Source organism: Alcanivorax sp. DSM 26293 (assembly GCF_900107995.1).
Lineage (GTDB): Bacteria > Pseudomonadota > Gammaproteobacteria > Pseudomonadales > Alcanivoracaceae > Alcanivorax.
Genome location: NZ_FNUM01000001.1, coordinates 255,733 through 280,186, shown reverse-complemented (window position 1 = coordinate 280,186; position 24,454 = coordinate 255,733). Strand labels below are relative to the sequence as shown.

The following is a 24,454-nucleotide window of genomic DNA, read 5'->3' as shown; positions in this document are numbered from 1 at the left end:
TATTGTTCCCTCACAAATCCAGTTCGCAATCGCCGGCGGCGGCGCAGATGCAGGTCTGTACAATGCTGCCTGCCTCGTTCAGTACCTCGCCGGTACGCAGGTCACGCACACAGCCGGACACCAGGGTGGTGTTGCAGGTATGGCAGATGCCCATGCGGCAGCCGTGGGGCGGGTTCATGCCGGCTTCCTCGGCCGCTTTCAGCAGCGGCGTGTCGCTGTCGCCGTCAGTTTCCACATCGCTCTGGGCGAAGCGCACCCGGCCCCCCACCGCATCGGCGGGCACCTCGGTAAAGGGGGCGCGGAACCGCTCCACATGCAACCGGCGGATACAACCCGCGTCTTCCATGCATTGCTCGATGGCTTCCAGCAGGGAAGGGGGGCCGCAGGCGTACACATCCCGTTCTTTCCAGTCCGGGCAGAGTGCATCCAGTTGGGCGGCGGAAAACCGGTTGCGGCTCGGGTCGTCGCCCTCGCGGCTATAAATCAGGTGCAGGTGATAGCGATCGTTGTAGCGATCCATCGCCTTCAGTTCCTTGCCCAGCACCACATCAAATTCATGGGGCGCATAGTGGATATGGTGGGTATCCGGCAGGCGCCCCTGGGCAATCAGGCTGTTGACCATGCTGAAAGCTGGCGTGATACCGCTGCCGGCGGTGATAAACAGCGGCTGGATCGGCTGGGCGTCAGGCAGGTAAAAGTCCCCCTGGGGCAAGCCGATGGGCAGGTAATCGCCCACCTTGATATTGCGCACGATGTGATGGGAAATGGTGCCCTTGTCGATGGCCTTCACGGTGATGGTGAAGCAGTCGTCCTCCCGCTCCGGCGGGGAGGAGATGGTGTAGGTGCGGGTGTAATGCTTGCCGTTGGCGGGAATCCCTACCCGCACATGCTGACCGGCACGGTGGCCCCGCCAGTTCAGGCCGGGGCGCAGGGTCAGGGTGCGGGCATCCTTGGTTTCATCCCATACCTTGACCACCCTGGCCTGCAGCTTGTGGGTGGTCCACAGCGGATTCACCAGCTCCAGATAATGGGAGGTGCGCAGGGGCCAGGCAAAGTAATCGGTGATGGTACTCAGACGAGACCAGATAGAGGGTGACGCACCTGGCTCGGGCTGGGCGGGTTGACGCATAACGGTTCCTCGTTCGTTGTCATTTTATGAGGTGTTGCTCGCCTGGCGGACCAGGCTGGCGACGGGCAGCAAGGGCGGCCCGCCATCGTCCGTTTTGTCTGTTCAGTTGTGGTAGCGCGTATCAGGGTCAATGTCAGTATCCGCCTGTGCAGGGCGAGCTGACCAACCTGCTTTACGCAATCCCAACGGAATGCCCGTCAAGGCATACAATCGGGGCAGCATAAATGTGCACACTTGTGCGTGAACAAGTGTTTACAAGACTAAAATGACAACGCCCGGCTTGTCCACCCTGTTTTTTTGATACGGCGACTACCCCGCGCCAAACACGTTGGCGCCTGGCTCACAAAGCGAGATGCCGAGCCTTCTGCCGCTAAAAACCAAACCCGCCATGAAATCCATCGCCCCCCGCCCAACAGTTGGTACACTGCACCCCTGATTTTCTGCCACCCGGGCCCTGACGTGACTGATTCCCTGTTTTCCTCCCTGCCACTGAGCAGCGACATGCTCGCCAACCTGGACACACTGGGCTATACGGCCATGACACCGGTACAGGCGGCCAGCCTGCCGCCCCTGCTGAAAGGCCGGGATGTGATTGCCCAGGCCAGCACCGGCAGCGGCAAAACGGCTGCCTTCGGCATCGCTCTGCTGCACCCACTCAACCTGCGCTACTACGGCTGCCAGGCCTTGGTGCTTTGCCCCACGCGGGAGCTGGCAGACCAGGTGGCTGCCGAGATTCGTCGTCTGGCCCGGGGTGCCGGCAACATCAAGGTGCTGACCCTCTGCGGCGGCCAGCCCATCGGCCCGCAAATCGGCTCCCTGGAGCATGGTGCCCAGGTGGTGGTGGGCACACCCGGGCGCATCCTCAAGCACCTGAGCAAAGGCACGCTCAGCCTCGACGGGCTCAACACCCTGGTGCTGGACGAAGCGGACCGCATGCTCGACATGGGCTTCTTCGATGATATTGCGGAAGTGATTCGCCAGACTCCGGCCCGTCGCCAGACCCTGCTGTTCTCCGCCACTTACCCGGCGGGCATCAAGCAGCTGGCAGAAACCTTCATGCGTGACCCGGAGCATGTGGAAGTGGCGGCCATGCACGACAACACCCGCATCGAGCAGCGTTTCTACGAAGTGGAGCCCATGCAACGCTACGAAGCCGTTGCCGACGCCATTGCCTGCTTCCGGCCCACCAGCTGCGTGGTGTTCTGTGTCACCAAGCAGCAGTGCCAGGATGTGGTCAGCCAGCTCTGCCGGCAGGGCCTGGCCGCCCGAGCCCTGAACAGCGACCTGGAGCAGCGCGAGCGGGATGAAGTGCTCACCCTGTTCGCCAACCGAAGTCTGTCTGTACTGGTCGCCACGGACGTGGCCGCAAGAGGGCTGGATATCGACAGCCTGGACATTGTCATCAACGCGGAACTGTCCCACGACCCGCAGACCCACATTCACCGGGTCGGCCGCACTGGCCGGGCGGGGGAGAAGGGCCTGGCCATCAACCTGGTGGCGCCCCGTGAAAGCCGCCGGGCCATGGCCATTGAAGAACTGCAGGGCGAAACACTCAACTGGCACCCGGTGTCCAGCCTGAAACCTCGCGCCGGCGAGCCCATGCTGCCGCCCACGGTAACCCTGTGCATCGGCGCTGGCCGCAAGGACAAGCTGCGGCCCGGCGATATTCTCGGCGCTCTCACCGGCGACGCGGGCATCCCCGGCAACCAGGTGGGCAAGATCACCGTCACCGACTACCAGGCCTACGTAGCCATCGAGCGCGATAGCGCCGACCTGGCACTGCAGCGATTAATGCGTGGCAAGATCAAGGGCAAGAATCGGCGGGTGAAGAAGCTTTAGTCCGCTGGTTATCTCCCTTTTCGTTGGAGCTATGCTTGCATGACGAATACGGCGGTGACCAACGGGCAAATCCTGCCAATTACCGAAATCGCCAAAGGCGGTAGCCGCCCGAGGGCTATGCACTAATCTAGTGCGAAGAAGGGTTGTCACGGCGCCCTAGAAAAGAGGAAAAAAGCCAGATTACCCAACTTTCCTGCTCAACTCCGCCAACTTCTGATCCAGCATAGTCAGAATATGCCGGCGGCTGATCACGCCGACCACCTTGTTGGTGCTATCCACCACCGGGTAGATCTTGGGCTTGGCGGCCAGCATCTGCTGGGCCAGCCCCAGCACCTCATCGTCCAGCGATACGGTCAGAACTTCGGTCTGCATCAGGTCTCTCACCGTGGCCACGCGCTGGTTGTGGTAGACCACCTGTAGTGCGGCCTGCAGGCATTCACGCTCGCTGATCCAGCCCACCAGGGTACCGGCCTTGTCGGTGACCGGGCTGCCAAGCATATCCAGTTTGATCAGCTTGCTGGACGCCTCCACCACCGGCATCTCCGGGTGGATCGCCGCAAAACGGGTACACATCAGGTCTTTGATCGAGACAGAATTCATGGGTTACCTCTCTTTGCTTGCCGGGAAACGACAACATTTCTGCCAGCGTTTTTGCTGACTGCTGCATTGGATTACTGCGGGAACCATGCCAACAATGGGGAGTGGGTTTTCCGGCTTCAGGGAAAGGGAGCTGCCGCTTACCCCTCCTGTTTATCAACAATAAGGATTTCTCCCGGAACATTGCGGCCAAAGAAGAGAACACCCAAAACATCGTGATCGATCCAGACTATCGGGACGGGGCGCCCCTTAAATAGTATTCTGCCCCAGTGCGCACCTGATGAGTTGCGTCCATCGACAACCATTTCGCGATGTGCAGAAATACCGGTCGCCCCGTTGCGGAATTACACCCCCGGTTCAGTTGTGAAGTATTCCTATGACGATCTCATTGGATTGTCTGTATTCCTTTCGTCGCTGCCCCTATGCCATGCGGGCCCGCCTGGCGGTGTTGTTCGCGGGTCTGCACGTTGAGCTGCGGGAAGTAACCCTGAAAAACAAGCCTGCGCAAATGCTGGCAATCAGCCCGAAAGGCACCGTGCCTGTGTTGCGGCTGGCGGATGGGGCTGTGATAGATGAAAGCCGGGACATCATGGTGTGGGCGCTTGAGCAGCAGGATCCACAAGGGCTGTTAGACGCAACGATCCTGGATCAGGCGAATGCGCTGATTGAGCAAAACGATAACGAGTTCAAGCACTGGCTGGACCGTTATAAATACGCCGACCGCCATGTTGACGTGACGCAGACCGAGTATCGGCAACGAGGAGAGGCCTTTCTTCAGGTTCTGGAGGCGTTGTTGGAGAGAAATGCTTACCTGCTCGGGGATGACCCAACCATCGCGGATATTGGTGTTATGCCGTTTGTCCGCCAATTCGCCCATGTCGATCGCGATGTGTTTGGCCAGCTGCCTTACCCGAATCTGCAGCGGTGGTTACAGCGCTGGTTGGAGCACCCACTTTTTATGCAAACCATGATCAAGCTACCGGTATGGCAGGAGGGCGATGATGTGGTGGTGTTTCCTTCCCGCACCTGAGCGATGTCTCTCTTGGGGAGCTGCCCCATGCGTCAATCCACTACCAGCGCGAGTGAAACCTCGCCCATTATTCACTCTGTATTTCCCTATCAAGGCTGGGTTAATCGATTGCGTGCATTGTCCACCAACCAGTGGAAGATCCTGAATTGTGACCGCAGGTAGATCATGTATTCAGGGTGCCACTGGACGCCGATGATGGGGGCATTGTCGGTGGGCTCAATGGCCTGGGTGATCTTGTCCAGATCCCAGCCTGTGCGGTGCAGGGCGTCGGCGGGCCGTTCCACGGCCTGATGGTGCAGGCTGTTGACGCGGAGCTTGGTCTTGCCGGTGATGTGGGCGAGTCTGGAATCGGGTTCGAGCCAGACCTGTTTTGTCGGCAGCAGCCCGGGGCGGTTGTAGGTCAGACGGCGAATATGGCGGATATCATTGTGAAGGGTGCCGCCGAGGACGGTGTTGATCAGTTGCGCACCGCGGCATATGCCAATCATGGGGATGCCGTGTTTCAGCGCGTACCGAATCCATTCGATTTCCAGTGTGTCTCGTTCAGGATCGAGCTTGACCCTGGCATCGACTTCACCACCGTAATGCTCCGGACTGATGTCGTTGCCGCCACCGATCACCAGTGCATCCGGCGGCGCCCCCTGCCACGGATGATCAACCGAAATGCGTTGAGGAACAGCACCGCACAGGCGTAATGCCAGCGCCGTACACCACCAGGCCGGCGCCCAGCGACGGTGGTTGCCGGTCACTCCTATGCGTGGTTTTCCATCCATCGGGCTATCCTTTTCACCCAGGCGCCGCGATCTACACCAAGCAGCGGTCTGTCTGCGGCCAGGAATTCGTCGCCCAGCTGATGGAGCGAGGCGTCGTCGTTGGCGAGTTGTTCAACCCGACACCAGCGTATCCAGGAGGACGCGAGGCTCCATTGCGGGTCGTCAATCTGGCAATTGGGCAATCGGTAATGAAAGGTCGGCCGTGATTTGATCTTCGCGTCATCGACAGTGTCGCGAACACGGTCGGCATCGATTTCGGCAAACAGGGGCAGCATGTCCAGTGCACGGTTGCGGCTGGGGTTATGCTCAAGATAATCGTCGATCAGGGTATTGATATCCGGGGCCTCTCGCGTCAGCAGGACCTTGATATAGGACTCTTCGAACAAGTCGATGTAAGGGCTGATCCGTCTTGCCAGGTTGACATCGTTGGCCTCGACCTGCCACCACTGGAGCAACACGAACGCGCGCAGGTAACGGTGAATGGTGGGCGCATCCAGTGCCGGAATTTCCGTATTGATATGCACGCCGTAGGCCGCAATCAATGATTCTTCGGTACCGTTTGCGCCGGCCTTGCGCAGCGCCTCGACCAGATCGTCAAGTATATGCAGTGATGTGACGGGCAGTGGCGGGCACACCACTTCGACGGGTACCAGGAGCTCTGCGGCCTTTGACAACGGATGCAGCAGCTCATCCACGGCCTTGCCCGCGTTGGCCGCCATAGTCTTGAGAAAATCCCAGTCGAGCTCGACATTGAAATCACCGTAATCGGTTTTTACACATACTTCCGCGGCGGTTTCGTCTGTCACTTTTCCATTGAGCGTATCGCACACCACGCGGGCGGTATCGCGGAATGCAATGCCGGAGAACTCAAGCTCGAAGCCCACAGTGCGGACTTTTCCTGCGGTATTTTTCAGTGCATTCAGTGATTCCAACCGGGAACTGTAAGCATCCATTAATGAGCGACCTCTCTGCTTGTCCAGGGTGACCTACCCTGGAGTTGGACCCACTGACTTGATGAATTTTGACAACATTACGCTGCCTGCGTAGCGGACAGCAACCAAGAACAACAGAACACCCACAGCTTGGCAGACCTGCTACGGATCTGTTGGTTGTTGGCTGATGTGTGGCTGTCCGCAAGGTCCGCACGCCGGGGTCATGGATTAGCAAAGAGCCAACCGCGTCCCGGGCGCGTTATCAACCTGTCTCACTGGCCGACACGTCGTACTCCCTCTGCATTTATAGCTAGACGAGCGACGTTTTCCTCCTTGTCTGCGGATTTTATGCTACTAAATCGTATGGGCGTCTGCGTGAAGTGGTGCGTGAGCTTATCCGTGAGTGCCAGTTGCGAGAGAAGGAAGGCGCTCGGGAAATGGCATTGATCCGCGCTATATTGCGAGCAGCGAAACGGAGCGGCACGCCCTGCGGGGCTGCTGAAGGACATCCAGAACGGATTGGGAAGGGATGAGGTATAAGCTCAGCCATGAAGCCAAAAGGGGGCTGGCTCGGATTGACTGGTGACGGGTTGAGGCATTTGGCGATATAAAGTTATGGGTGTCCTAGCTTGAAATTTTAATGTTGCCCTGGCTTGGTGTATTGGTTTGGGGCAGGTCTTAAATGTCACGTTTTTATGCACGAATTAAGGTCCTGCCCCCAGTGCTCAAAGGCTGTTGAAAACACAGGTTTGCCCGCCTTCGGGCTCATGCCTCGATGATGTTACCCGTTATTGATTTCCATTTTTTCAATCGAACAGTCCTCCGAGCCGATTGTCTGGTCCACATCTTCTTGCTTGAGAAACGGAATCTTTGGCTCGACAATTGATTTTTTAATAGGGAGGCTCTGTGGAAATGCCAGATTCATATATCGATATTCAACGCTAGAAAGCTGTTTGACCATGGCAAGGTCATCATCATATTTGTCTGCTACTGAGACATATAGTTGCTTTACATTTTCAGCAGATGGGGCCTTTGTTCCTTCCTTGAAAGATAACGTCCCGGTAAAACGGCCGATATAAGTAATAGTGTTTTCTTCAACCTCAAACGTTGAAGAATAGGGGAGGCGGTTGTAGGGGCCCGCAGTATGGAAAATTCCTGTGGCTACCTTCATGTGATAGCTTGAGAAAAAGTATTCACCCACTGGAGCTTTTACTAGATAGGCGCGTGCATAGGTTTTCTCGTGACTGCTACCATCACCGCACTGCTTAATAAAGTGAGGTTTCCCCATCTTTCGTGTGATGATCAGGGGTTGAGTGTTGGTGAGTTCTTGAGCAAAGAAGACCTTTATGTCCTGGTCCCAGGGGTGTCCCCCGACAGATCCCATCACATAACCAAACTTTCCATCATAATTTTCATCAACCTTTGGTGCTGTGGCTGCGATTTGCACGCAGGCGTTGAGTGAAAATGTGAGCGACACTATCAGTAAAGCTGTAATTGTATTGTTAATAGTAGGCATTGCTGATGCTTCCCTTCCTTGAGTGTGGGGTTTAAGAGCACTGGAAATTTAATCGGCTTCATCGTCCGTTTTTTGTGTCCCTGAGCCGACCGCGTATCCTACATGACATTGCTATTTCTTTTGATTGTCCGGTTCTTACTTTTCACTAAATTCGAGGTCAAATGTTGCCCCGTGCGCTCTGATGGGGCATCTGGCTGTTACAGTCCTGATGAGAATCGACATGTGCCACACAAAGAAAAACCCCGGCGGATAAGCCGGGGTTTTTTGTTTCCAATCCCGCCCTTGTGAGGCGAGCCCGGAAATTGGCTCCGGGCCTGAACACCGGAGCGCGTCCGGCGTCAGGCTTCGGGTATCAAGCGTTATACCCGCTCGATCACAGTAGCGATACCCTGACCCAGGCCGATACACATGGTGGCCAGGCCAAGCTTGCCGCCTTTCCATTCCAGTACGTTCAGCAGGGTGCCGGTGATACGGGCACCGGAGCAGCCCAGCGGGTGACCCAGGGCGATGGCGCCGCCGTTCAGGTTCACTTTCTGGTCGGCCACGTCCAGCAGCTTCAGGTCTTTCATGACGGGCAGGGACTGGGCGGCGAACGCTTCGTTCAGCTCCACGTAGTCGATGTCGTCGATGGTCAGGCCTGCACGAGCCAGTGCCTTCTGGGTGGCCGGTACGGGACCGTAACCCATGATGGCGGCGTCGCAGCCGGCAACGGCCATGGAGACGATCTTGGCGCGGGGCTTGAGGCCCATTTCTTCGGCCTTGGCGGCGCTCATGACCAGCATGGCGGAGGCACCGTCGGACAGGGCAGAGGAGGTGCCAGCAGTGACAGTCCCGTTGGCCGGGTCAAATACCGGACGCAGTTTCTGCATGTCTTCGATGCTGGCGCCGGGGCGGATCACTTCGTCGATCTCGCACAGGACCTTGTTACCGTCCTGGTCGTGACCTTCGATGGGAACGATCTCGTTCTTCCAGCGACCTTCCTGGGTGGCTTCCCAGGCCAGGCGGTGGGAGCGCACACCGAACTCGTCCTGCTGCTCACGGCTGATGCCGTGCATCTTGCCCAGCATTTCCGCGGTCAGGCCCATCATGTTGGAGGCCTTGGCGGTGACCTTGGAGATCTCCGGGTTGATGTCCACACCGTGATCCATGGCCACGTGACCCATGTGCTCCACACCACCGATGACGAACACGTCACCGTTGCCGGTCTGGATGGCCTGGGCGGCGGAGTGCAGGGCCTGCATGGAAGAGCCACACAGACGGTTCACGGTTTGCGCGGCGCTGGTGCGCGGCAGGCCGGCCAGCATGGCGATGTTACGGGCGATGTTCATGCCCTGTTCTTTGGTCTGGTTCACACAGCCCCAGATCACGTCTTCGGTCTGCTGGATGTCCCAGTTGGGGTTACGCTCCATGAGCGCTTCCACCAGCAGGGAAGACAGTTTTTCGGCACGCACGTGACGGAACTGGCCATTACGGCTCTTGCCCATGGGAGTACGGACCGCATCGACGATAACTACGTCATTGGGATTCAAGCTCATTTCTATAACTCCTGTCAGTCCGTGGCTTAGGCGAAGAAAGACTCGCCCTTGGCGGCCATGTCTTTGAGCATCTGCGGGGCTTCGTAGATGCCACCCAGGTGCGCGTACTTGTCACACAGCGCGACGAATTCTTTCACGCCGAGGCTGTCGATGTAGCGCAGCGGACCACCACGGAAGGGAGGGAAGCCGATGCCGTAGATCATGGCCATATCGGCCTCGGCAGCGGAACCTACAATGTTGTCTTCCAGGCAGCGAACGGTTTCGGTGCACATGGGAATCATCATGCGGGCGATGATTTCGTCCGCATCGAATTCCTGGGTGTCGGCGACGTGGGGCTTGATCAGTTCGTAGGTCTTTTCGTCGACCACTTTCTGCGTCTTGCCTTTCTTGTCCTGCTCGTACTTGTAGAAACCCACACCGTTCTTCTGGCCATAACGCTCGTTTTCGAACATCACGGTGGAGACGTCTTTGAAGTCGTACTGCATACGCTCGGGGAAGCCGTCGGCCATAACCTGGGCGGCGTGAACACCGGTGTCGATGCCGACCACGTCCATCAGGTAGGCGGGGCCCATGGGCCAGCCGAACTTCTGCATCACTTTATCCACGGCCTGGAAATCGGCACCGTCGCGCATCAGCATGCCGAAGCCGCCGAAGTAGGGGAACAGTACGCGGTTAACCAGGAAGCCGGGGCAGTCGTTGACCACGATGGGGGTTTTGCCCATTTTCTGGGCGTAGGCCACCAGGGTGCCGACGGTTTCGTCGGAGGTCTTCTCGCCACGGATCACTTCCACCAGCGGCATCATGTGTACCGGGTTGAAGAAGTGCATGCCGGCAAAGTTTTCCGGCTTCTTCAGGGCTTCGGCCAGCTTGGTGATGGAGATGGTGGAGGTGTTGGACGCCAGGATGGTGCCGTCTTCCACTTTCTCTTCGGTCTCGGCCAGAACGGACTGCTTGATCTTCTGGTTCTCGACCACCGCTTCCACGATCACGCCAACGTTGCCGAAGTCGCCATAGTTCAGGGTGGGGCGGATGTTGGACAGCACTTTGCCCATGCCGGCCGCATCCAGTTTGCCTTTGCTGACGCGCTTGGCGAGCAGCTTGGAGGCTTCGTTCATGCCCAGGTCCAGCGCCTTGTCGGCGATGTCCTTCATGATGATGGGGGTGCCTTTGAGGGCGGACTGGAAGGCAATACCGCCACCCATGATGCCGGCGCCCAGTACGGCGGCCTGCTCAAAGCCCTTGGCGGACTTGGCGGTTTTGCCGTTGACCTTCTTCACCTGCTGGTCAGCCAGGAACAGGCCGACCATGGCGGTGGCTTGCGGGGTCTTGGCGACTTTGGCGAAGCCTTTGGCTTCCACTTCCAGCGCTTTGTCGCGGGTCATGCCTGCGTGGGCCTGCATGGCTTTGACGGCCGCCACGGGAGCGGGGTAGTTCTTGCCAGCCTGACCCTGGACCATGGCCATGCAGGTCTGGAAGGCCATCATGTTTTCCATGGGCGGCAGCTTCAGGGGCTCGAGCTTTTCCTGACGCTTGGCGCGGAAGTCGATCTTGCCGGCCAGGCACTGCTTGACCAGGTCGATGGCAGCGTCGTTAACCTTGTCGTGGGCAACCACGGCATCGGCAACACCCACTTTCAGGGCCTTGTCAGCCTTGTGCTGGCCGCCGGCGGCGATCCACTCAACGGCGTTGTCCACGCCGATCACACGGGGCAGACGCACGGTGCCGCCGAAGCCCGGGAACAGGCCCAGCTTCACTTCCGGCAGTCCCACCTGGGCTTTTTCGCTCAGTACGCGGAAGTCTGCGGCCAGGCACATTTCCAGGCCGCCACCCAGGGCGATGCCGTTAACGGCAACCACTTTGGGGATATCCAGATCTTCAAAGGCGTTGAAGACCTGGTTGGATTTCAGACACCAGCCGGCAATTTCGTCTTCCGGCAGTTTGAACATGTCAGTGAATTCGGTGATGTCGGCGCCAACGATGAAAACCGACTTGCCGGAGGTCACGACCAGGCCTTTGATGTCGTTGTTGCCTTTAATGGCATCGACAGCCTTGCCGAGGTCTTCCACGGTTTCCTTATTGAACTTGTTAACGGACTCGCCCTGAAGGTCAAACTTCAGTTCGGCGATGCCGTCGTCAAGCAGTTGTACGCTTACGGCGTTGCCTTGATAGATCATAGCTTCTGCTCTCCAGTCCCAAAGTACGCGGCGAATCAGGCCGCTTTGGTATTGCCCGGCCCCCGAAAATGGGGGAGGCGGCGTCCTTCATATAAGCATTCATGTGAGTGTTTGCTTACATAAACAACGAAACTTGTAGGCCCGCAAGTATAGGGAAGGTGAATGACTTTTTTAGCCCCAATTTGTGACTAATTGGTCGTGGGCCCTCCGGGGCTGCTGCGGTTGGTGAAAATTTCATCACTTGCTCCCTGTGATAGTGCTGATAGGCGTGGCGGTTAGTGCCGTATTGCGGCAACCATGGCAGACTGCCCCTCCCAACATTTCCGTTGGAGCCTTGCTTGCAAGGCGAAGAGATATCCTCTGGCATATGGCCAGCTTGAAACCCTTCGCCTTGCAAGCAAGGCTCCAACGGTGGCGTGATTCTTTACCGAGCCCATTAATGCCCGTAGACAAGCTCAGCCTGCCCAACATCACCCGCCGACCGCAGCACACGCCGGACTGGCCGGATGTGCCGCCCTTGCTGGCGCGGATTCTGGCGGGGCGGGGCGTGGACGACCCGGCGCAGCTGGAGTTGGCGCTCAAGCGTTTGCCCCATCCGTCTGCCTTCACAGGATTGCGTGGGGCCGTGGAGCTGCTGTTACAAGGGCGATCCGACCACTGGCGTATCTGTATTGTCGGCGACTACGACGCGGATGGTGCCACCGCCACCACCCTGATGGTGCGAGGCCTTGAGTTGCTGGGCTTCCCGCGCCCGGATTTCCTGGTGCCGGACCGCTTCGAATACGGCTACGGCCTGTCGCCGGCCATCGTTGAGCTGGCCCAGCAGCAGTACCAGCCGGACCTGATTATCACCGTGGATAACGGCATCGCCAGCGTGGACGGCGTGGCCGCCGCCCGGGCCCGGGGCATCAAGGTGCTGATCACCGATCATCACCTGCCCGGCGATACCCTGCCGGACGCGGATGCCCTGGTGAACCCGCGCCTGCCGGGCTGCGAGGATTTCCCCGCCGCCAACCTGGCCGGGGTGGGCGTGGCCTTCTATTTATTGATGGACCTGCAGCGGGCCCTGCGCGATCAGGGTTTCACCCCCACGCAGCCGATCACCGATTTGCTGGATCTGGTGGCCCTGGGGACCGTGGCGGATGTGGTGTCCCTGGACGACGCCAACCGGGTGCTGGTGGAGCAGGGCCTGCGTCGTATCCGCGCCGGCAAGGGCTGCCCGGGTATCCGGGCCCTGTTGCAGGTGGCCGGGCGCGATCCGAGCCGGGCGCTGGCGGCGGACATGGGGTTTGCGGTGGGCCCGAGGCTGAATGCGGCGGGACGCCTGTCGGATATGACCCATGGCATTGCCTGTCTGCTGGCAGAGACCGAGGCGGAGGCGCTGGATATGGCCCAGGAGCTGGACACCATCAACCGCGAGCGCCGCTCCATCGAGCACGGCATGCGTGACGCGGCCATGGTCGAGGTGTCGCGGCTGAACCCGGAGAACCTGCCGGCAGGGATGTGTCTGTACGGCAAGGAGTGGCACGAAGGGGTGGTGGGGATTCTTGCCTCACGGGTGAAGGAAATCATTCACCGCCCGGTGATCGCCTTTGCGCCGGCCCAGCAGCCCGGCACCCTGAAAGGCTCCGGCCGTTCCATTCCCGGCTTGCACCTGCGCGATGCCCTGGATGCGGTGGCCACTGCTAACCCGGGACTGCTGAGCAAGTTCGGTGGCCACGCCATGGCGGCGGGGCTGTCCCTGGAGCGGGACAAACTGGATCAGTTCAAGGTGGCCTTCGAGAAGGCGGTCAGTGAGCTGTTGTCCCCCAGGGCCCTGGAAAAAGTGGTGGAGACCGACGGCGAGCTGGATGACCACGAGCTGTCCCTCAGCAACGCGGAACTGCTCAGCCACCGCTTCCCCTGGGGACAGGGTTTTCCGGCGCCGTGCTTCGATGGAGAATTTGAGGTGCTCAAGCACCGTATTGTCGGCGAGCGCCACCTGAAGCTGACCCTGGGCCTGCCCGGCGTCAACGGCATCATCGATGCCATCCACTTCAATGTGCCGGTGGAGGCCTTGCCCAGCCGTATCGCCCGGGTGCGCGGCGTCTACCGTCTGGAAGTCAACGAATTCCGCGGCCAGCGCAACCCGCAGCTGCTGTTCGAGCATCTGATTCCGCTGTAACGCTGCCAACCTCCCCGGAGCTATCCGGGCTACCCAAACTACCCGATTCACCGTTGGAGCCTTGCTCGCAAGGCGAAAGGGTCGAAGGCTAGCCTGGGCTCGCATTTCGCCTTGCGAGCAAGGCTCCAACGGGTGGGGATTGATCTGGCACACCCTGTCGCCCCGCAAAATTGTCGACAATGCTGTCGGCGGTGCCGGTTTTTGCTAGCATTGCGCTTCGCGCTCACCATCGGGCGCCTTTTTTACTGGGGTACGGCCCAAAAGGCCGTGCCGGCATTGACTGCGCGGGGTGGCTATCGTCCACCGCTGTGTTGTGTCCTTAACGGAGGGGACGAAGATGAAGACCATACACAAGCACCGCCTGAAGGTGGTGAACGAGGTGCAGGAGTTGCGCCTGCCCGAAGAAGGCAAGGTTCTGCGGGTGGATTATATCCCCCAGGAAGCCATTATTTTCATGTGGGTGGAAGTGGACGCGGACACCGTGATCGACACCCCCAAAGAAGTGCGTACCTTCAAGGTGTTCAACACCGGGTCCGGCATTCCCAATAATGCCCGTTATATCGGCACCACCATCAATCAAATGAAGCCGGATGCCTACCACGTCTACGAACTGAGAGACTGACATAGCGCGCCCGGGACATCGACAAAGCCGCTGTAGGAGTTCCTCTTGAGGGACGAATCCGAGCCCTGGCGAGGAAACAGGCGATGCGGGTGTCACCTGATCATTCTGGAGACCCCGGTTGCTCTGCTGCTCCGAACCGAATCCGGGGCAGACTCTGCGGGCGATTTCCACGCTGACGCGTGGTTCGTCCCTCAAGAGGAACTCCTACAGCGGCTTCGTTATAAACGTGCGGGCCGCGCTCTTGCGGTGAAGCGGGCGGTGCCGCCCCTCGTCAGCCAACCCGCAAACCGTTAGACTGCGCTGTTTTCCACGTATCCATTCTGCCAAGCACTAATTCTAGAGAGACGTAATGGAAGTCAATCCGCTGCGAACCCATCTTTCCGACCTGTCTGAGCGTGTCGAAGCGCTTAGGGGGTATCTTTGACTATGATCAGAAGAGTGAACGTCTGACCGAAGTCGAGCGCGAGCTCGAAAGCCCGGATGTCTGGAGCGATCCGGACTATGCCCGGGGGCTGGGCAAGGAACGGGCCCAGCTGGAGCTGGTCGTCAACACCATCAATGAGGCCTCCCAGGGGGTGGAAGACACCTCCGGGCTGCTGGAGCTGGTGGTGGAAGAGGGCGACGAAGACAGCCTGCCGGAAGTGGAAAGCGAGCTGGACCGGCTGGAGAAGATGGTGGCGGATCTGGAGTTCCGTCGCATGTTCTCCGGCCAGATGGATGCCTGTAACGCCTACCTGGATATCCAGGCCGGGTCCGGAGGTACCGAAGCCCAGGACTGGGGAGAGATGCTGCTGCGCATGTACCTGCGCTGGGGCGAGGCCCACGGTTTCAAGACCGAGCTGGTGGAAGCGTCCGCCGGCGATGTGGCCGGTATCAAGTCGGCCACCATCCGTTTTGAAGGCGAGTACGCCTATGGCTGGCTGCGCACCGAAACCGGCGTGCACCGGCTGGTGCGCAAGAGCCCGTTCGATTCCGGCGGTCGTCGCCATACCTCATTCAGCTCGGTGTTCGTGTCCCCGGAAGTGGACGACGATATCGACGTGAATATCGATGTGGGCAGCATGCGGGTGGACACCTACCGGGCCTCCGGTGCCGGGGGGCAGCACGTTAACCGGACCGATTCCGCGGTGCGCTTGACCTATGAATACACCGACGAGGGTGGCGAGAAGCACACCCTGGTAACCCAGTGTCAGAGCGGGCGCAGCCAGCACCAGAACAAGGACCAGGCCCTGAAAATGATGCAGGCCAAGGTCTATGAAGTGGAAATGCAGCGCCGCAATGCGGAAAAGCAGGCCCAGGAAAGCAACAAGTCGGACATCGGCTGGGGCAGCCAGATCCGTTCCTACGTGCTGGATGACGGTCGCATCAAGGACCTGCGTACGGGCGTGGAAAGCCACAACACCCAGCAGGTACTGGACGGCGCGCTGGACCCGTTTATTGAAGCGTCGCTGAAGGCTGGATTGTAAAAACTGACTGGTGAGGGTAGGCAGTTACCTGACTCTCAGTGGTTTAATGAGCAAAAAATGCCACTGCAATGGCATTAAAGAAATCAAGGTACCCCAATGTCCAACGACGAGCAGCAGACACAGATCGATTCTCAGGAAGGGGCGCATGAAGAGAATCGCCTGATCGCCGAGCGCCGGGCCAAACTGGCCGAACTCCGTGAGGCGGGCAATGCGTTCCCCAATCACTTCCGTCGCGACTTCCTGGCTGCCGACCTGCAGGCGCAGTATGGCGAGTTCAGCAAGGAAGAGCTGGCAGAGAAGAATATTCAGGTCGCTGTTGCTGGCCGCATGATGCTTGATCGCAAGGCGTTCAAGGTGCTGCAGGACATGTCCGGGCGCATCCAGATTTATGCCTCCAAGGACGTGCAGAAAGACACCAAACATTGGGACCTGGGCGATATCGTTGGTGTGAAAGGCACCCTGTGCAAATCGGGCAAGGGTGACCTGTATGTGATGATGGATGAGTACCTGCTGCTGACCAAGGCGTTGCGTCCGCTGCCGGAAAAGCACAAGGGCCTCACTGATACGGAAGCCCGTTACCGCCAGCGTTACGTGGACCTGATCGTCAACGAAGAGACCCGCAAGGCCTTCCAGATCCGCTCGAAAATGGTGGCGGGAATCCGCAACTTCCTGGTGGAAAAAGGCTTCGTGGAAGCGGAAACCCCCATGCTGCAGGTGATCCCCGGTGGCGCCACTGCGCGGCCCTTCATTACTCACCACAACAGCCTGGATATGGACATGTACCTGCGCATCGCGCCGGAACTGTACCTGAAGCGCCTGGTGGTGGGTGGTTTCGAGAAGGTGTTCGAAATCAACCGCAACTTCCGTAACGAAGGGCTTTCCACCCGGCACAACCCGGAATTCACCATGCTGGAGTTCTACCAGGCCTTTGGTGATTACCACGACCTGATGAACCTGACCGAAGAGATGCTGCGCAAGCTGGCCCAGGATGTACTGGGCACCACGGAGGTGAGTTATCAGGGGGATGTGTACGATTTTGGTAAACCTTTTACCCGGATAACGGTTTTCGATTCGATTTTGCATTTTAATCCTGAAATAGACCCGGCGAAGCTGGCGGACCTGGATGGGGCCCGCGCCATTGCCGAGTCACTGGGGATTCCACTGAAAGACAGCTATGGCCTGGGCAAGGTGCAGATCGAGATCTTCGAGAAGACGGTGGAGCACCGCCTGAAGGACCCGACCTTTATCACCGAATACCCCACCGAGGTGTCGCCGCTGGCCCGTCGCATGGATGACAATCCGTTTGTGACCGAGCGTTTCGAATTCTTTGTGGGTGGCCGTGAAATCGCCAACGGTTTCTCGGAGCTCAATGACGCGGAAGATCAGGCCGAGCGTTTCCGCCAGCAGGTGGCGGAAAAGGATGCCGGTGATGACGAAGCCATGTTCTACGACGAGGATTACGTGACCGCTCTGGAACATGGCCTGCCGCCGACAGCCGGTGAGGGTATTGGTATCGACCGACTGGTAATGTTGTTTACGGATTCACCGTCCATTCGGGACGTGATCTTGTTCCCGCACATGCGTCCCCAGGGGCGCTGAGGCTTGATTGGGGCACATTTTGTGCCCCGGCTTGCGGGTAGCGAGTGGGAGAGCGACACAACACATCCCCCCGGGGGGTAACGGGCTGAAACAACAAAGGCTGACTGTGTCCATGAGTAGTGCAATTCAATACCAAGGAAGAAAAGCGCGCCGTGCCGGCAGTGAACAACGTCGTCAGGCGATTCTTGAGGCCGCGCTGAACATTATTGTCAAAGAGGGCATTCGCGCAGTGCGCCACCGGGCGGTCGCCCGTGAGGCGGATGTGCCCCTGTCGGCAACCACTTACTACTTCAAAGATATCTCCGACCTGATTGCCGATACCTTTACCCTGTTTGCCGAGCGGGCATTAAAGGAAGTGATTGAACCGTTCAAGCAGCAGGCCTTTGCGCTGTTATCCCAATTTTCCCGTGACAGTCTTGCCGATGCCGATGAGCGCCAGCGTCTGATCGACATGATGGGCAAGATGATGGCGGCCTTCATTGTGGACGAGCTGAACACGCGGCGTGGCCATCTGGTGGCCGAGCAGGCGTTCATGCAGGAAGCCATCATGGACAGCCGCCTGCGTGAGCTGGCGGACCTGTACCTGCAGCAGCAGCTGGAGAGCCTGATCATCGCCACGGAACTGTTCGGCAGTGAGCACCCCCGCCTGGATGCGGAGTTGATTCTCATGGCCATGATCTCCATCGAGCAGCGCCTGCTGGTGCACCCGGAGAAGATCGAACAGAGCTTCGTTGAGGTGCGCATGTGTAACTTGCTGGACAAGTTGTTGCCCCATGGCTGAGAGCAGTGCCCAGAACGTGCAGCTGGAGCCCGGCTGGAAGCAGCATCTGGCCGGAGAGTTCGAACAGGATTACATGGTCCGGCTGCGGGCTTTCCTGGCGAGCGAAAAGCGGGCCGGAAAAACCGTGTTCCCGCCCGGCCCGGATATCTTCAACGCCTTCAACCTGACCCCCTTCGACAAGGTGAAGGTGGTGATCCTGGGGCAGGATCCTTACCACGGCCCGAACCAGGCCCATGGCCTGTGTTTTTCCGTGCAGCGTGGGGTCAAAACCCCGCCGTCGCTGGTCAATATCTACAAGGAAATCCATCGGGATCTGGGAATCGAGATACCGTCCCATGGCAACCTGACCCATTGGGCAGAGCAGGGCGTGCTGCTGCTCAATGCGGTGCTTACCGTGGAAGCCGGCCAGGCTGCCTCCCACCAGAAGCAGGGCTGGGAGCAGTTTACCGACCAGGCCATCGAGCATCTGAATCGTGAGCGTGAGGGGCTGGTGTTTCTGCTCTGGGGCAGTCATGCCCAGAAGAAGGGCAAGCTGATCGACCGCAATAAACACTGCGTGCTCACGGCCCCGCACCCGTCGCCGCTATCCGCCCACCGGGGCTTCCTCGGCTGCGGCCATTTTTCCCGTGCCAATCAGTACTTGTTGCAGCAGGGCAAGACGGCCATCGACTGGACGATCAGTTAATAGTGAACAGTTAACAGTGAATAGCTCGCGAGAGATTCTGTTGTTTCTCAGCCCAAGAGGCCGCGCCCAGAATGTTGGCGCGGCCTCTTGGCTGTGAACATCAGCGACGCTAGCCCGCGCGCTGTTAACTGTTCACTATTAACTATTCACTGCTTTATGGAGTTTTCGTGTCTGACTGCGTGTTGTTTTCCGAAATCGAAACCCGCTGCGGTCGAGTGATCGCCCGCGCTACCCTGAATGCCCCCAAGGCGCTCAATGCCCTGAGCCTGGAAATGATCCAGGCCCTGAGCCAGCAGATGGATCAGTGGGAGCAGCGTGATGATGTGGTAGCGATCTGGCTGGATGGGGCCGGAGGCAAGGCCTTCTGTGCCGGCGGTGACATCGTGCAGATGCACAAGTCCATGGTGAAACATGCCGGGGAAGGCAGAAACCCCTTTACCGAGCAGTATTTCGCCGAGGAATACGCCCTGGATTACCGCATCCACACCAGCCGGATTCCGGTGGTGGTGTTCGGTGATGGCATCGTCATGGGGGGCGGCATGGGGCTGCTGCAGGGCGCGGATTTCCGCCTGGTGACATCGCGCTCACGCATGGCCATGCCGGAAATCACCATCGGTCTGTTCCCGGATGTGGGCGGCAGCTGGTTCCTGAACCGGCTGCCGGGCCGGGCCGGGTTGTTCCTGGGCTTGACCGGCGTGCACATCAACGGTCGTGAAGCGGTGGAAATCGGCATGGCCGACCGCATGGTGGATGGCGATGCAGAGTCCCTGCTGGCGGCGTTGGCAGAGCAGGCATTTGCCGATGATGTCACCGACAACCGGGCCGTGCTGTATCGTCTGTTCAAGCAGCAGGCCGCTGACATGAGTGAGCTGAATCATCCACTGATTGATCACCTGCCGCAGATCAATCGCCTGTGCGATGGCGAGACCTTGCCAGTGGTGGTGGAGCAGTTGCTCGCCGCGAAGGATCGCGACAGCTGGCTGGACAAGGCGCTGGGTAACCTGGAGCGGGGCTGCCCGCAAACCGCACACCTGGTCTGGGAGCAGCTGGCCCGGTCCACCTATCTGTCCCTGGCCGATATTTTCCGCATGGAATGGTGTCTGGCAGTGCAGTGTTCCCTGCACGGCGACTTCCGCGAAGGGGTGCGCGCCCTGTTGATCGACAAGGATGGCAAACCGGCCTTCCGCCACCGCAGCGTCAACGATGTACCCCGGTCGTATATTGAGGGCTTCTTCCGGTGCCCGGCGCCGAAGCACCCGCTGGCAGAGCTGGATTGATCAGTTAACAGTTAATAGTGAACAGTTAACAGCGCGCGAAACGGGGTTTCCGGTTTTGCCCCGCAAGAGGCCGCGTCCAATGTTTGGGCACGGCTTTTTGCGTAAGGGGGGGCTCTCCGTAGGAGCGTCGCTGGCGGCGCGATCACTAGAGTCATGCCCGCATGTTTATGACGAAGCCACTGTAGGAGTTCCGCTTGAGGGACGAACCACGCGTCAGCGTGGAAATCATCCGCCGATCTACCCCTGATTCGGTCCGGAGCAGCAGAGCAATCGGGCTCTCCAGAGTGGCCATGTGACATCCACATCGCCTTTTTCCTCGCCAAGGCTCGGATTCGTCCCTCAATCGGAACTCCTGCATCGGCCTTGTCGATACCTGGTGATTGCGCCGCCAGCGACGCTCCTACGGAGAGGGCGGCAACCGCCGATTCAGGTTTTCGTAGGGTGCACTGAGCCTAAGGCGAACTGCACCGAGCCGGCGTTTGATGGTGCAGTTCGTAGGCTCAGTACACCCTACCGCCATGCCCGATTTCCTGCTTAACAACGTAAAAGGCCGCGCCCAATGCCTGGGCGCGGCCTCTTACGTTTGAAAGCCGCAACGATGCGAGCCCGCGTCGCTGTTAACTTTTAACTGAATTCTCACTCTTTCCACGGCAATGAGTAGGGCAGTGCTCCCAACTGGCTGTCCAGGGCCTGTTCATCCCGGAACAGCACGCCATCCGTATCCCGACGCAGAACCACCAACGCAGCACGGCCCTGTGGGGTGCGGGCAGCGCTGACCACTTCGCCGGCGGCTTTGCCGTTGCTGTCGCGCAGGGTTTCGCCCGGCAACAGGTCCACGTCCGCGGTGTAGTCGATCCGCTGCATACGCTGCTTGAGCTTGCCCTTGAAGTGCATGCGGGCGACGACTTCCTGGCCGGTGTAGCAGCCCTTCTTGAAGTTCACTCCGGCGGTGACGTCGTAATTGAGCACCTGGGGCAGAAACAGATCTTCCGAGCCCGGGTAAACCATGCCCTCACCGGCGTCGATGTCGGCCAGCTGCCAGCCATTGGCGCGGGTAAGCGCCCGGTCGCTGGCCAGGGTCTGCCAGACCGGCTCGGCGTTGTCCTGCGGCACGATCAGCAGGGCGTGGTCGGTGAAGGGGTAACGCAGCCACAGGCCCTGATCGGTCTCGGCGCTGTTGCCGTGATCAGGGACCGAGGCGGGGAGATGACCGGCCAGACCCAACACCACGAGATTCGGGTCCACGGTGAATTCCACCTTGGCGCGAAGCCGGTATTTCATCAGTGCCTTGATCACCGCCTCGCTCAGGCCGGCAGGACAGAGCAGCAGATAGTCGTCGCCGTCACGGACAATGCGTACGCTGACCAGGCCGCGTCCTTTCAGAGTCAGGTGCATACCGGTGCGGTGGCACTGTTGGTCCACTTCACGCAGGTCGCAGGACACCTGGCCCTGCAAATAGTGGCCCGCTTCCTCGCCGTGGGCGCGGATGACGGCAAGGTGGTCGCAATGGCTCAGATAGGGGGCTTGGGCGCTGTCGGTCAGGTCTTGGGTGGCGATAAAATCGGACCAGCTCATGGGGCTCCTGTGAAACGGACTGTCGCGAAGGGGCGAATAATGGTGCATATAGTCGCAATGTTGAAGATCGTAGGAGCCTTGCCAGCAAGGCCCCAACAACCCGTTAACAGCACACCATTCGAAATGAGGCTCGCACTTCACCACATCGGGAATGAGAAATCATCGGACATGATAGATAATGCAGGCTCAGTCTGGAAGATACGGCAAGCAATGCATGAGTGAAGACCTGAAACGCAAGTATCGTTGGCAGTGCCGCCGCGGCGCCTCGGAAGTGGAGGTGGTGCTGTACGGTTACCTGGATGATCATTTCGATAACGACTCGGCGGAGCATCAGGCCTGGTTCGCCAAGCTGCTCGCCTGCGAAGATGCCGACATGTTCGAGTGGTTTACCTATCGCAGTGAGCCGCAAGACCCGGCGCTGCGCGAGTATGTACGCCATGTCCTTGCCCTGGTCTCCGCGAAAAAAGCTTGAGCTGACCCCGTCCCGCTATCCCGCCCGGCTGAAGTGGCTGGCGGTGATTGGGGTGGTGCCGGCAATCCTGCTGACGCAAATGCCCTGGTGGGCGCTGGTGCTGCTATTGCTGGCGTTACCGCTGCTTGTGCGGGGCTGGCAGCCGCCGCAGCTGTCCCAGATGGAACTCCACGAACAGGGTCTCACCCTCATCGGCCGTCACTGGCAGGAACTGGAACAACCTCGCCGGGTACTGCGCGTCGGCCCCTGGATGGCCATCCAGACCCCGAAAGGCTGGTTGCACCTGTTCGACGACCAGGCCCCCCGGGCGCAGCTGCAGCCCTTTTATCAGTGGCTGTGGACGAACAGGAAACATAGTTGACAGTTGATAGTGGACAGTTGACAGCGGCGCGATACGGAATGAGTGAAATTTGAAACGCAAGAGACCGCGCCAAAACGGTGGGCGCGGCCTCTTGCGTTCTGAAACAGGAAACCTCAATCGCGGGTTTTAGCTGTCAACTGTCCACTATCAACTGTCAACTGATTGGCGGTGTCAACACCGTATCCACCACCTCGTCATTCGTGCCGGGATAATCGCGCATGAAATGCAGCCCCCGACTTTCCTTGCGTTGCATGGCGGAGCGGATGATGAGTTCGGCGATCACCACCAGGTTGCGCAGCTCCAGCAGGTCGTTGCTGATGTGATAGTTGCTGTAATACTCGGCGATTTCGTTTCTCAGCAGCTCGGCCCGGTGCAGGGCCCGCTCCAGGCGTTTTTCCGTGCGCACGATACCCACGTAATCCCACATGAAGCGGCGCAGTTCATCCCAGTTATGGCTGATCACCACGTCCTCGTCGGAATCGGTGACCTGGGATTCATCCCATTCCTTGTGCTCGCGGGGTTCCGGCACGTCGGCCAGGGTGGCGCCGATATGTTCGGCTGAGGCCTTGCCATAGACCAGACACTCCAGCAGGGAGTTGCTGGCCATGCGGTTGGCGCCGTGCAGGCCGGTGAAGCTGGTTTCGCCGATGGCGTAAAGACCGGGCACATCGGTCTGGCCGTTTTCGTTGATCATAACGCCGCCGCAGGTGTAGTGGGCGGCGGGCACCACCGGCATGGGGTCACGGGTGATATCCAGGCCCAGTTGCAGACACTTGGCGTAGACGGTGGGGAAGTGCTCGATAATGAAATCCGCCGGCTTGTGGCTGATATCCAGATACAGACAGTCCGCCCCCAGGCGCTTCATTTCATGGTCGATGGCGCGGGCCACCACGTCCCGGGGGGCCAGTTCTCCGCGTTCATCAAAGCGATGCATGAAGCGCTCACCGCTGGGCAACAGCAGGTGCCCACCTTCGCCGCGAATGGCCTCGGTGACCAGAAAACTTTTGGCCTTGGGGTGGTACAGGCAGGTGGGGTGGAACTGCATGAATTCCATGTTGGCCACCCGGCAGCCGGCCCGCCAGGCCATGGCGATGCCGTCGCCGGTGGCCACATCCGGATTGGACGTATACAGGTAGACCTTGGAGGCGCCGCCGGTGGCCAGCACCACGGCTCTGGCCAGAATGACGTCGGTTTCGCCGGTCTCGATATTGTGCACATAGGCGCCGCAGCAGCGCTTTTCTTTGCCTTTTTGCCCGTTGGGGCCGTTGTGCTCCTGCAGGATCAGGTCCACGGCCACCCGATATTCGAAGCGGGTCACGTTGTCTTTTTTACGCACCTGGCCGATCAGGGTGCCGGAGATGGCCTTGCCGGTGGCGTCGGCGGCATGAATGATGCGGCGGTGGCTGTGCCCGCCCTCACGGGTCAGGTGGTAGGGCAGGGCGCTGTCGTTATCGCCGGTCAGTCGGGTGAAATCCACCCCCAGATCGATCAGCCAGCGGATCGCATCCGGGCCGTTTTCCACCGTGTAACGGACCGCGTCATCATGGCACAGGCCACCCCCGGCCACGTGCGTATCGGCCACGTGACTTTCCAGGGAATCTTCCTGGTCCAGCACCGCGGCGACGCCGCCCTGGGCGTAATAGGTGCTGGCGCTGGTCAGCTCGCCTTTGGACAACAGGGCGATCCGGCAATCATCGGGCAGGCGCAGGGCGGTGGTTAATCCTGCCGCTCCGGAACCAATGATGAGTACATCGTGTCGGAAGGTGGCCATGAACAATCCTTAGAACGCCCGAACAAATGTTCAAGCAATGTGAAATGGGTAGGCAAAACAGCCCCATAGTATAGCCGGGACCCTCACACCTGCTACAATGGCCCGCTTTAATTGGTCATAGACCCGATTTGCCCATTCACCTCGGCAACCCGGGTT

Annotated in this window: 20 protein-coding genes; 11 read left to right on the top strand and 9 right to left on the bottom strand. The window is 59.4% G+C overall.

Annotated features, from left to right (window positions below; genetic code table 11):
- Positions 1 to 10: 10 nt before the first annotated feature.
- Complete coding sequence (locus tag C4S63_RS01180; RefSeq protein WP_103916457.1) at positions 11 to 1,129, bottom strand: ferredoxin reductase; 1,119 nt, start codon at positions 1,127 to 1,129, stop codon at positions 11 to 13.
- A 459-nt stretch (positions 1,130 to 1,588) separates the two neighbouring features.
- Here C4S63_RS01180 and dbpA point away from each other — a divergent pair, with 459 nt between their 5' ends.
- Positions 1,589 to 2,968, top strand: coding sequence for an ATP-dependent RNA helicase DbpA (dbpA, locus tag C4S63_RS01175; RefSeq protein ID WP_103916456.1), 1,380 nt, complete (start codon positions 1,589 to 1,591; stop codon positions 2,966 to 2,968).
- A gap of 180 nt (positions 2,969 to 3,148) precedes the next feature.
- On the opposite strand, the gene C4S63_RS01170 is transcribed toward dbpA, so the two are convergent.
- On the bottom strand, positions 3,149 to 3,568 hold the full coding sequence (locus C4S63_RS01170) for a CBS domain-containing protein (RefSeq protein ID WP_103916455.1): 420 nt from the start codon (positions 3,566 to 3,568) through the stop codon (positions 3,149 to 3,151).
- Between the two features lie 373 nt (positions 3,569 to 3,941).
- On the opposite strand from C4S63_RS01170, the gene C4S63_RS01165 reads away from it, so the two are divergent.
- Positions 3,942 to 4,595, top strand: a complete 654-nt coding sequence (locus C4S63_RS01165; protein WP_103916454.1) for a glutathione S-transferase — start codon at positions 3,942 to 3,944, stop codon at positions 4,593 to 4,595.
- Positions 4,596 to 4,684: 89 nt separating this feature from the next.
- On the opposite strand, the gene C4S63_RS01160 is transcribed toward C4S63_RS01165, so the two are convergent.
- From C4S63_RS01160 to fadB, 5 genes are all read right to left on the bottom strand, one after another.
- The gene (locus C4S63_RS01160; RefSeq protein WP_103916453.1) at positions 4,685 to 5,368 is read right to left on the bottom strand and encodes a gamma-glutamyl-gamma-aminobutyrate hydrolase family protein; all 684 of its coding nucleotides are present in this window, start codon (positions 5,366 to 5,368) and stop codon (positions 4,685 to 4,687) included.
- Entirely contained in the window at positions 5,347 to 6,321 is a 975-nt protein-coding gene (locus C4S63_RS01155; RefSeq protein ID WP_103916452.1) for an amidoligase family protein, read from the bottom strand. The genes C4S63_RS01160 and C4S63_RS01155 overlap by 22 nt, the downstream gene beginning before the upstream one ends.
- Positions 6,322 to 7,081: 760 nt before the next feature.
- Positions 7,082 to 7,816 (bottom strand): hypothetical protein, encoded by a 735-nt coding sequence (locus C4S63_RS01150; protein ID WP_103916451.1) that lies wholly within the window; start codon positions 7,814 to 7,816, stop codon positions 7,082 to 7,084.
- Positions 7,817 to 8,175: 359 nt separating this feature from the next.
- Positions 8,176 to 9,351, bottom strand: a complete 1,176-nt coding sequence (fadA, locus tag C4S63_RS01145) for an acetyl-CoA C-acyltransferase FadA (RefSeq protein ID WP_063509695.1) — start codon at positions 9,349 to 9,351, stop codon at positions 8,176 to 8,178.
- Between the two features lie 26 nt (positions 9,352 to 9,377).
- Complete coding sequence (gene fadB, locus C4S63_RS01140; protein WP_062816386.1) at positions 9,378 to 11,525, bottom strand: fatty acid oxidation complex subunit alpha FadB; 2,148 nt, start codon at positions 11,523 to 11,525, stop codon at positions 9,378 to 9,380.
- A gap of 439 nt (positions 11,526 to 11,964) precedes the next feature.
- Between fadB and recJ the strand changes: the two genes are divergently transcribed.
- The 7 genes from recJ (at position 11,965) to C4S63_RS01105 (ending at position 20,119) form a co-directional block, all read left to right on the top strand.
- Complete coding sequence (recJ, locus tag C4S63_RS01135; RefSeq protein ID WP_103916450.1) at positions 11,965 to 13,689, top strand: single-stranded-DNA-specific exonuclease RecJ; 1,725 nt, start codon at positions 11,965 to 11,967, stop codon at positions 13,687 to 13,689.
- 337 nt (positions 13,690 to 14,026) lie between these two features.
- Entirely contained in the window at positions 14,027 to 14,311 is a 285-nt protein-coding gene (locus tag C4S63_RS01130; RefSeq protein ID WP_062816388.1) for a hypothetical protein, read from the top strand.
- Between the two features lie 349 nt (positions 14,312 to 14,660).
- Positions 14,661 to 15,777 (top strand): peptide chain release factor 2 gene (gene prfB, locus C4S63_RS01125; protein WP_103916449.1). Its coding sequence is split into 2 segments (ribosomal slippage): positions 14,661 to 14,732 and positions 14,734 to 15,777, totalling 1,116 coding nucleotides; the frame shifts between segments, so codons are not numbered across the junction.
- Positions 15,778 to 15,873: 96 nt separating this feature from the next.
- Positions 15,874 to 17,376: a lysine--tRNA ligase gene (gene lysS, locus C4S63_RS01120; RefSeq protein ID WP_062816389.1), complete on the top strand. Its 1,503-nt coding sequence runs from the start codon at positions 15,874 to 15,876 to the stop codon at positions 17,374 to 17,376.
- 112 nt (positions 17,377 to 17,488) lie between these two features.
- Positions 17,489 to 18,157, top strand: a complete 669-nt coding sequence (locus tag C4S63_RS01115) for a TetR/AcrR family transcriptional regulator (RefSeq protein WP_062816390.1) — start codon at positions 17,489 to 17,491, stop codon at positions 18,155 to 18,157.
- Positions 18,150 to 18,842 (top strand): uracil-DNA glycosylase, encoded by a 693-nt coding sequence (ung, locus tag C4S63_RS01110; protein ID WP_103916448.1) that lies wholly within the window; start codon positions 18,150 to 18,152, stop codon positions 18,840 to 18,842. The genes C4S63_RS01115 and ung overlap by 8 nt, the downstream gene beginning before the upstream one ends.
- A gap of 167 nt (positions 18,843 to 19,009) precedes the next feature.
- Positions 19,010 to 20,119 carry an enoyl-CoA hydratase/isomerase family protein gene (locus C4S63_RS01105; protein WP_234999901.1) on the top strand — a complete coding sequence of 370 codons (1,110 nt, stop codon included), beginning with the start codon at positions 19,010 to 19,012 and terminating at the stop codon, positions 20,117 to 20,119.
- A gap of 636 nt (positions 20,120 to 20,755) precedes the next feature.
- On the opposite strand, the gene C4S63_RS01100 is transcribed toward C4S63_RS01105, so the two are convergent.
- A complete protein-coding gene (locus C4S63_RS01100) occupies positions 20,756 to 21,694 on the bottom strand; it encodes a folate-binding protein YgfZ (RefSeq protein ID WP_103916447.1) in 939 nt (312 codons plus the stop codon).
- A 214-nt stretch (positions 21,695 to 21,908) separates the two neighbouring features.
- Between C4S63_RS01100 and C4S63_RS01095 the strand changes: the two genes are divergently transcribed.
- Positions 21,909 to 22,166 (top strand): succinate dehydrogenase assembly factor 2, encoded by a 258-nt coding sequence (locus C4S63_RS01095; protein WP_063508145.1) that lies wholly within the window; start codon positions 21,909 to 21,911, stop codon positions 22,164 to 22,166.
- Positions 22,132 to 22,527 (top strand): hypothetical protein, encoded by a 396-nt coding sequence (locus C4S63_RS01090; protein ID WP_234999900.1) that lies wholly within the window; start codon positions 22,132 to 22,134, stop codon positions 22,525 to 22,527. Before C4S63_RS01095 ends, C4S63_RS01090 begins: the two co-directional genes overlap by 35 nt.
- 154 nt (positions 22,528 to 22,681) lie before the next feature.
- On the opposite strand, the gene nadB is transcribed toward C4S63_RS01090, so the two are convergent.
- Positions 22,682 to 24,298 carry an L-aspartate oxidase gene (gene nadB, locus C4S63_RS01085; RefSeq protein WP_103916446.1) on the bottom strand — a complete coding sequence of 539 codons (1,617 nt, stop codon included), beginning with the start codon at positions 24,296 to 24,298 and terminating at the stop codon, positions 22,682 to 22,684.
- Positions 24,299 to 24,454: the final 156 nt, after the last annotated feature.

Coding starts and splice junctions, on each gene's coding strand:
- C4S63_RS01180 (WP_103916457.1), bottom strand. CDS start 1,129: ATGCGTCAACCCGCCCAGCCCGAGCCAGGTGCGTCACCCTCTATCTGG.
- C4S63_RS01170 (WP_103916455.1), bottom strand. CDS start 3,568: ATGAATTCTGTCTCGATCAAAGACCTGATGTGTACCCGTTTTGCGGCG.
- C4S63_RS01165 (WP_103916454.1), top strand. CDS start 3,942: ATGACGATCTCATTGGATTGTCTGTATTCCTTTCGTCGCTGCCCCTAT.
- C4S63_RS01160 (WP_103916453.1), bottom strand. CDS start 5,368: ATGGATGGAAAACCACGCATAGGAGTGACCGGCAACCACCGTCGCTGG.
- C4S63_RS01155 (WP_103916452.1), bottom strand. CDS start 6,321: ATGGATGCTTACAGTTCCCGGTTGGAATCACTGAATGCACTGAAAAAT.
- C4S63_RS01150 (WP_103916451.1), bottom strand. CDS start 7,816: ATGCCTACTATTAACAATACAATTACAGCTTTACTGATAGTGTCGCTC.
- fadA (WP_063509695.1), bottom strand. CDS start 9,351: ATGAGCTTGAATCCCAATGACGTAGTTATCGTCGATGCGGTCCGTACT.
- fadB (WP_062816386.1), bottom strand. CDS start 11,525: ATGATCTATCAAGGCAACGCCGTAAGCGTACAACTGCTTGACGACGGC.
- recJ (WP_103916450.1), top strand. CDS start 11,965: ATGCCCGTAGACAAGCTCAGCCTGCCCAACATCACCCGCCGACCGCAG.
- C4S63_RS01130 (WP_062816388.1), top strand. CDS start 14,027: ATGAAGACCATACACAAGCACCGCCTGAAGGTGGTGAACGAGGTGCAG.
- lysS (WP_062816389.1), top strand. CDS start 15,874: ATGTCCAACGACGAGCAGCAGACACAGATCGATTCTCAGGAAGGGGCG.
- C4S63_RS01115 (WP_062816390.1), top strand. CDS start 17,489: ATGAGTAGTGCAATTCAATACCAAGGAAGAAAAGCGCGCCGTGCCGGC.
- ung (WP_103916448.1), top strand. CDS start 18,150: ATGGCTGAGAGCAGTGCCCAGAACGTGCAGCTGGAGCCCGGCTGGAAG.
- C4S63_RS01100 (WP_103916447.1), bottom strand. CDS start 21,694: ATGAGCTGGTCCGATTTTATCGCCACCCAAGACCTGACCGACAGCGCC.
- C4S63_RS01095 (WP_063508145.1), top strand. CDS start 21,909: ATGAGTGAAGACCTGAAACGCAAGTATCGTTGGCAGTGCCGCCGCGGC.
- C4S63_RS01090 (WP_234999900.1), top strand. CDS start 22,132: ATGTCCTTGCCCTGGTCTCCGCGAAAAAAGCTTGAGCTGACCCCGTCC.
- nadB (WP_103916446.1), bottom strand. CDS start 24,298: ATGGCCACCTTCCGACACGATGTACTCATCATTGGTTCCGGAGCGGCA.